Source organism: Corynebacterium sp. HMSC08F01 (assembly GCF_001807545.1).
In the GTDB taxonomy this organism is placed as follows: domain Bacteria; phylum Actinomycetota; class Actinomycetes; order Mycobacteriales; family Mycobacteriaceae; genus Corynebacterium; species Corynebacterium coyleae.
The window spans coordinates 38,924-47,023 of sequence record NZ_KV789281.1 but is presented as its reverse complement, the minus strand read 5'-3'; the positions used below and the strand labels follow the sequence as shown (position 1 = coordinate 47,023).

The following is an 8,100-nucleotide window of genomic DNA, read 5'->3' as shown; positions in this document are numbered from 1 at the left end:
CTCACCCGGGCGTTACTGGATACTCACCACAGCGTTACTAAATCCGTGGTCCTAACATTCGCCCGCGCGGTTGCTAACCGCATCGCGTTTATGGACGCCGGCCACATCGTGGAGATCGCCCCACCCGAGGAGTTCTTCGCCGCCCCGAAGTCCGAACGCGCGCAACGCTTCCTGGACCAGTTGGTGTTTTAGAGGTTGGGTCGGGGCGGTTGGCTTGGCGAATCCATCCGGTCGTATATACTCGTGCTCATAGATCCCCCGTCCTCTTCGGAGGCGGGTTTCCTTTTACCCAGAACGGGCGTTGCACTGAACCTTGATGTTCAGTGCAACGCCCGTTCTGTTCGTTTACCCGCGAGGGGTGCCCCGGTTATACCTTACGACGTCCCACGAGCGCACCCGCAGCGATCAGCGCACCACCGAGCAGGATCGGCAGCTGGAGACCAGTTCCTCCTGTCTTCGGCAGATCGCCCTGGCGAACGTTGGCTACTGTCAAAACGGCATCTGTCGAGGTAAGACCCCAGGTAGATGGCGCAGATTCATTGTTCACCTGTTTCGCGATGACCTCCGAATCCTGGTCAATCACAACTGCTGCCTTGCCGTCTTTCATGGTAACCGAGAACAGAATCGGCTTAACCAGCAAACTATAGACATTTCCATCTACCACAGGAGACTTTGTCTCGATAAGTCGATAGTTACCGACTTCCAAATCATCCGCCCTGTAAAAGCCGAATTCCTCACTGAAGTCGAGCAGTTTTCGGTCCACGACATGTTCACCATCGCCAAGCTTTTCCAGAGTGAATTCGGCTCCCTCCAAACGGTTTTCAGGCTTTGGCAACTCTCCTTCAAAGTCTTCGGATGAAATCTTCACAAGACGTAAAGAAACCTTTTCATTTTTGCTTTCTGGAGGTGGAACACAGGCTGTGTCCTCGTTTGGTCCGACTTTAACTGTATTGAAGAGACCTTGATATGGCTTACATTCTTCTTCCGCCGAAAGCACTACGCCTGGGCGAACTGAGAAGACCATTTTGACGTTAAAGGAATGCATACCGTTGCTTGTAGCGTCGAATTGCTTTTCGCCTCTCGGTCGGATCTCGCCACCTTCTGAAAGGATAAACGGGCCATCTCCATTTTGGGAAGACTTTGAACGCTCACGTCCAAACTCATCAATGAAAGACCAACTTGTTCGTTCAAGCACGACACCCTCTGGCATCTGAGGTGTATCAACTACCCGCCGGTAACGCGCACTATTAGCCTTATCTTCGTTTTTAAGCAGCACCCGATAGTCAACCGTGTATGTTCCATCACCATTGTCGACCACTTGATCCTGAATGGCCTTTTTCTCGACCTTTGGGTCGACCCTGACGCTTGGACTCTCCGGCGCAGGGGCCGAAGCGGCATCCGTGTTATACGAGGTTGGAGCCCAGCCTGTCCCGACTACGGTAATCCCGAGGTCTTTAGCAGTCTTAGTCCCACTTAGCTTTTTCGTTGGATCATTAATCTTAAGCTTGATGATCTGCGCTTCATTCTGTCCGGCCGCGGACCCGCCACCAAGCCCGAACGCAATTGATCCGTCAGCCTCCACCCAAGCTTGTCCAAAGACAAGATAGCGGTTGTTCGAAGCGCCGAGAAATTGTCCCAACGTCTGGTTCGTATCTGGAACTAGAAGGTCAGTAACATCAAGCCGAAGTCCTTGCTGCTTTCCGCTCAGATCAACGCGCTCGAGATAGATCTTCCCTTGCCCTGCTGCCCAAGTACTTTGTAGTCCCCATACATAATCTGGGGCGGAATCAATGCTGACAAAGTCCTCGGACACTGAACGGAATTTATGCTCTTGGCGCCATGGTGTTTGTCGTGGTGTCCGATCTCCGAGAGAACTCTTCGATGTTGCTTTTACATTGGCTAGATCAATTTCATATAGCCTACCTGTGCCCCAGTTCGATGAGCCGGAGACCCAGTACCGCCCCTGCGAATCGAAGGTACCAGCGTTAATTCCACTACCAAGGTCGTTAGCTACCGCATCATAATTGTTGTGGTCCTCAGGTAGCTGGCCTTCAAAGCCATCCACTTTTCCAAGGTCGTAGATCTGTCCCGTGTAGGGGTTAATTTGGAGCAAATGACCTGCAGGAAAACAGGGGTCATCCTCGTAACCGTGTCCAGTGGAGTGCCGTGGCTGACTGATCGCATACAAGTAGTTGTCTTGACGATTGTATGCAAGTGCGTTGTACACCCATCCAGTCTTCGGACCAATCTTCATCTGTACGAATCGACCATCGTAATCTTCATCGTCGATTTCGAGATAAAGCTGCGAGGAGATACGGGATCCAGAACTATTCGGACTGGCCACAATGAATCGACGAAAACCGAATTCTTCCTCTGCAACAGTCAATGAGCGCGCGGGTTGACGAGTATCGACTTTACTAGGGTCACGGTAGGTACATTTTTCACCGGGCTTCGTAATTGGAGGGACATCATCCTCCGTAATCGGCGGCGCAATCGGCAATGGTGCCGTGGTTGTGCTTGACCCATCTGGATCTTCCGTTGCTTCCTTTTCGACTACCTTTCCGTGCAGTACGATTTCCTCATCCCGCGTCGGAGCCGACCGATATGTTGTCCTCAAAGTGACAGTTGAATCTGCAGGAATTATTACGGAGTCGATTTGCTTACCATCCTTTACCGGATACCAGGTAATAACAACACGGTCTCCGTATTTTTCGACCTTTCGCTGAATTGAAACGCCTTCCGCCTTTTCAATGGGGAGAGAGAAAAATACGTCTTCAGTATTTGCTGTAGGACTCAGCGTTACGGTCGCACTCGTAAACTCGGATCGCGACTTCACGTCAAAAGTCGTCTCGTATGGATTGTTTCCCAGAGTTTTGTGCTCGGACACTGGGATACCGTCACCAGACACTACAACCGTGTGATCCTGCGGCTGGCTATCGAGATTCTGTCCCCAAACTTGCACACGGTAAAAACCACTTGCAGGCGCAACGGGATTAAGAATGACCGTATCCCCGCCCTTGAGGTACAAGTCATCGACCTTGGGAAGAAGACGGAATTCCGTATCTTCAGATTTACCGTTAGCGTTCCACCCCCACTCTCTCTTCTGAATGTCAGCGAAGGTACGGTCAACAACGGTATTCCCCCCGCGGACAACCCGGACTCGAACCGGTCCATCAATAGCCTTAGTGGCTGCATTGTCTTTGTTCTTCTTGATGGCAAATCGCGTCATCCGCCAGTTTCCGGTTTCATTCACGCGAAACTGGAGTTGTGGGTTCCCATCTAGCCAATCTGCTTTCGGACTAGTCAGCGAAAACTCTTGATCGTAAACGCCTGGGAGATCGGGAAATTGCCCTGGCTGCGAGGCTCGAAGTTCACCAACGCCAAGCTCAATTCCCGCATTAAGCTCGGCGCCGATTGTCTGCCCAAAGCCTGACTCTGCAAGTTCATCCTTAGTCGGCACATCGTTGCTGTCCGCGATTGAGTAGACAGATTCCCCGGAAGTCACTACTTCGAACTCGACTCGCATTGGTGGGATCGTGTGGAGGCCCTGGATGTCAAATGCGAGGTAATCGGCATCTTCGCCGTTAACGAATCCATAGAACTCTGGTTCAATTACGCGATCATCGATTGTGACAGAACGAATCTCCTCAATATCACCTTCACCTACACGTTTGATAGCGAACACATCTTCCTTTGACGCTTTGCCGCCAAACTCCCAGACTTCACCTTCTGGGTCTTCTACGACGACGCGTTCGACGTCACCTTCACGGGTCCAGCTAATTGGAGATTGTGAAATCTGGGGTGTAGCGGGTCCAGATCCATTATCTTTCTCAAGCTTTTCCGAGTGGAACATATCACCCTCGGTTTTGACCGGCGCTACCGAGCTAGTTTCTACAGCCTCCGACGCCACCGTGTTCTCCGCCACAGCACTCTCCGCAGCACCTGCCGTAGTCGCAGAAGCAACCCCCTCCTGCGCGTCGACCGGGTAGGAGCCCAGGCCGGCGGCGAGCGCCAACGAGGCGACCACAGCAGCGACTCCACGAACGGAGCGACGGGTGCGCGAGCTCGCAGTGGCTGCAGGCTTCATAATGTTTCGCATAATCCTTGTTCCTAAATCCGCTTATCTACCGTGTCTGTTCTTCGTTTTTGCTTCGCCGGGCCAGCACGAACCCGATCAAGATCAGCAGTCCGCCGAGTCCTGCGGCCCACAGCACGTTCGCGCCTGTGGAGGCCAGGTCCCCGCCGCGGGTGTTATCTGCTGGTTTAGTCACTGTGGTCACGGAGCTAGTTCGCGTGGTCACCACGGTGGTGGAGCCATCGGGTCGGGTGGTGGTCAACGTGGTCTTGACCGGGGTGGTCACCGTGGTCACGGTGCTGCCCGAAGGTGTCGTTGTCCGCGCGGTGGTCCCTGGCGATGTCGGCGTTGTCGGTGTCGCGGGTGTCGACGACCCCGGCGTCGGGGTTGGCGTCGGCGACGGCGACGGGGACAGACCCGGATCGGTGTCCCACTTGGTCACGATGACGTTGTCGTAGGTGAAACGCTCACCCGACACGTCGCCAAGCGGCAGGATGATCAGCTGCGGGCTGGAGAGGTGGTACTCGTGGTCGTCGTCAGGCGCTTGCTCCTCGAGCAGGTACAGGCCAGGCTTGAGGTAGCTGAACTGCACGCGGCCCTTCGCGTCGGTGGTCGCCCTATCGGCGTCCTCCAGGCCACGCTTCCGAACGTTCTCCATCGTGAGGTTCTTGGCGCCCTCGCGGCCTTCCTCCGTGGTCACATCGATGCCCTTCACGCGGGAAAGCACGAAGATGGAGCCTTCGATGGCTGGTGGTTTCGCGCCGGCAGGGATGTCGTCGTTAGGGTTCGGCTCGTTCTTCTTCACCACCAGGAAGATCGGCTTGGTGGTGTCCACGCTGTTGGCGGGGATGTTTTTGTCGTTGCCGGAGACCACGCGGGCGTCGGCAACTGGCATGAATGCGCTGGTGGCCAGGATGGACGCCGCGCCAAGCGTCGCGACGATCTTCGAAGTGCGCATTAGGACTGAACCTCCTTGTTCATAGCGTCCTTGCGGTCGCTCTTCTTCTTTTCGCGGATGATCCACCAGATCAGGGCCAGCAGCACCAGCAGGGAAACGGCGCCGAGGGCCCACATCCACCACTGGACGGTGGACGTGGATTCGTCGAGAATCTGCGCCTCGTCCGGGTCCATCGGCACACGCTCGGCGTGGACCAGCAGGCGGTGCGTATTGATGCCGTACGGGGTACAGGTGACCAGGGTGAGCAGGTCGCGGCCGGGCTCGGCGCGCAGGCTGTCGGTCTCGTCGGGGAGGACGACCTCGATGTCGTACACCTTGTACTTCATGCGCTCACCGAACGTGGAGACGTAGATGGCGTCGCCGACTTCGACGTCGGCGAGGTCGTCGAAAAGCGTTGCAGTCGTGAGCCCCGTGTGGCCGGTGATCACAGAGTGGAAGCCTTCGCCACCGGTCGGCAGTGCGGAGCCGTACAGGTGGCCGAGCCCCTTTTGCAGGGTGTTTTCGCTGGTGCCGTGGAAGACGGGCAGGCGGACGTCGATAGACGGGATCGCAATTTGCGACATCGCCGACACCCCCGCCAACTGCGCCTCATACGCCTTGTACTCAGCGTTGTCTTCACTGATGCGCGCAAGCCACGGGTCCAGAATCGGACCGTCGGTATGCGCGCGGTTGTACGCGACCGCCGCCTCGTACGCGCGGTTGACCTGCTCCGGCGGTGCCGCCTCGAGCTGGTCTTCGTACATCTTCGCCACCTGCTCCTGCACACGGTTGTTCCACTGGGTGGAGATCACCGGGTACATCAGCACCGTCAGGCCAACGAGGATGATGAGGACAGGCAGCGCGACACGCTGGAAGAACGACTTCTGCGCCGGCTGCTTCCGGTGCCTCGCCTTCACTGCTGTGGTCACGTTGTTGTCCTCTCTGGGGCCATCGCTTATCGACGACAACCCTTTCCTTCAAAACTGGAGCAGGAATTTAACGCCCTCCTACTGGCGGGCGTGCGCCCCGGTGGGTCCGGGTTCCGGCGTGTGCCGGTTGGGTCCGGCTCCGGGGCGCCTCCCGGGTTAGCGCTCGTTGGTGAGCACTAACCCTGGAGTCCGCTTATGCGATTGCGCTTATGCGGACCGGGAGTTGCGACGTGCCGCGTAGACACCGCCACCGATGATCGCGAGGCCAGCCAATGCGATGATCAGCACACCCATGCCACCGGTGGCCGGGAGCAGAGGAACCTTGGTATCCGGAATGTTCTCAATATCCTTGCTGACCTGGCGGACCTTAACCCCGTCAGTCTCGACGATGTCTTCACGGGTAAGGGTCAACTTGGTGACAGCCTTTTCGCCTTCCGGAAGGATGTAGCCCTTCGGCGCTTCCGTCTCCTTGAGGCAGTACTCGAAGTTCTTCTTTGCCGGCTTTGCCTCATCCCCGTCAACCCAGTCAGTGACGTGAATACCGGTGAAGGAGAGTTCACCCTGGTCCGAAGTCACGCCTTCCTGGATGATCGTGCCTGGAACATCGCAGCGGTAAAGCTGGAACTTCGCACCCGCCAGCTTCTCTTCCTTGTTGTCCTTGTCAACCTTCACAACGTTGATGTTTCCGATGTAGGAAATCACCTTGTCGTGCGGGGTCTCGCCGTCCGGTTCGTCTCCTTCACCGACGTCCTCGCCTGGGTTCCTGAAGAAGAAGTGCTCGTTCACACTGTTTTCAATCTGCTGATCGTTGCCTTGCAGCAGCGTTGCCTTCACGGTCACGCGAAGCTTTTCGTTCGCCTTCAGCCCTTCGCCAGCAGGATCGTCAACGATGACCCGGAATGCTTGGTCAGCGCCAGCCGCAACGTTATCGGCATTAGGAACCGGCGCTTCCTTCACTACACGGAAGTTCGTGATCGGAGCAGTCTTCTCCTGACCTTGAGCATCCTTGTAGACGCGCTCAACCTTCTCAATTAGATTGTCGTTCTCGAAGTCCCACTTCAGTTCGTCGGACTTCGAAGCATCCGTCAGCGTGAGGTTCTTGAGTACCTTGCCCTCTGGCGCGGACGGAACAACGCCCTCCAGGATGTACTTCACGGTGGAGTTCGCTTCTGCACGCTTCTCATCTTCAGCGTGAACGTTGTCGTCCTGAACTTCCTTGGTGACGCGAGCCATGGAGTTCTTTGGGTAAACCTGAACGTTCGCGTTCCAGCCATCGCCCTTACTGTTCGTCATTGGAACGAACACGATAAACGGCTGCGCACCAACGTAGGTCTGCTTACCTTTGATCTCCGGCGTCGCAGTCTCCGTCACAAGGTAGGCACCTGGTGCAAGATTCTCGAAGACAGCCTGGCCTTGGCCCTCAGTTTTCTTATCCTGCTTCTTAAAATCCTTGTCCAGGTCCGGAAGGTCGCCCTGCGCATGGCTCTTGTTGTACTTGTTCGCCTTCTCAACGAGATCGTTGTAAACAGCCTGCTTGGTGATGTCACCATCGAGTTTCTCAATCTGGAAGGTGGCACCGTTGAGCGGCTCACTGTACTTATCAGCATCCGCAAAAGCCTCACCGTTGGAGTTAACCAGCTCGGTCGGATTTACACGCTTATTAATCGTCAGCTTGTAGGTCGACTCGTTTTTAATCGTCGAAGCAGCTGGTGCTTTCTCTGCAAGCGCCGGCGCAACAACGGCGGGTGCTTCAGCTCCGTCCTGCGCCAGCGCGTCCTGCGCGGCGATGCCGGCGGAACCGGCGAAGGTCAGGCCTGCGGCGATTGCGATCGCAGCGGTCTTCTTCATGGCAATTGCCATAGTGGTGGTCCTTTCGGAGAAATGTTTGTCGCTGGGCCCTATTGGTCAGCGAGAGAAGTACTTCAACACGGTGGCGCGGTACATCCTCCGTGCGATTCTTCTGGGCCCAGCCTGGGCGCCACCGTAAAATCTATTTGGTTGCACAACTTAAGTAAAGCGCAAATATGAGCCGTTTTCCCTCGTTAAGGATGGTTTCAGGCAAGTTTCCAAACCTTTGCATTAGCTGCGAAAAGCGAGCTGGCCTTATAGGCAAATGACACCGAAAAACGGGTGTTCGACGTCACATATAGGGGGGGGGG

4 protein-coding genes and 1 pseudogene are annotated in these 8,100 nt (G+C 55.9%); 1 reads left to right on the top strand and 4 read right to left on the bottom strand.

Annotated features, from left to right (window positions below; genetic code table 11):
* Positions 1-192 (top strand): annotated as a pseudogene (locus HMPREF3171_RS11760) (hypothetical protein); the annotation flags it as partial.
* 175 nt (positions 193-367) lie between these two features.
* Here the strand turns inward: HMPREF3171_RS11760 and HMPREF3171_RS01270 are convergent.
* From HMPREF3171_RS01270 to HMPREF3171_RS01255, 4 genes are all read right to left on the bottom strand, one after another.
* Positions 368-4,027 carry a DUF6923 family protein gene (locus HMPREF3171_RS01270; protein WP_070452778.1) on the bottom strand — a complete coding sequence of 1,220 codons (3,660 nt, stop codon included), beginning with the start codon at positions 4,025-4,027 and terminating at the stop codon, positions 368-370.
* A 97-nt stretch (positions 4,028-4,124) separates the two neighbouring features.
* Positions 4,125-5,033, bottom strand: coding sequence for a prealbumin-like fold domain-containing protein (locus tag HMPREF3171_RS01265; protein ID WP_070482331.1), 909 nt, complete (start codon positions 5,031-5,033; stop codon positions 4,125-4,127).
* Positions 5,033-5,941 (bottom strand): class C sortase, encoded by a 909-nt coding sequence (locus HMPREF3171_RS01260; protein WP_070482336.1) that lies wholly within the window; start codon positions 5,939-5,941, stop codon positions 5,033-5,035. The genes HMPREF3171_RS01265 and HMPREF3171_RS01260 overlap by 1 nt, the downstream gene beginning before the upstream one ends.
* A gap of 207 nt (positions 5,942-6,148) precedes the next feature.
* Positions 6,149-7,801 (bottom strand): SpaH/EbpB family LPXTG-anchored major pilin, encoded by a 1,653-nt coding sequence (locus tag HMPREF3171_RS01255; protein WP_070482329.1) that lies wholly within the window; start codon positions 7,799-7,801, stop codon positions 6,149-6,151.
* Between the last annotated feature and the right edge of the window lie 299 nt (positions 7,802-8,100).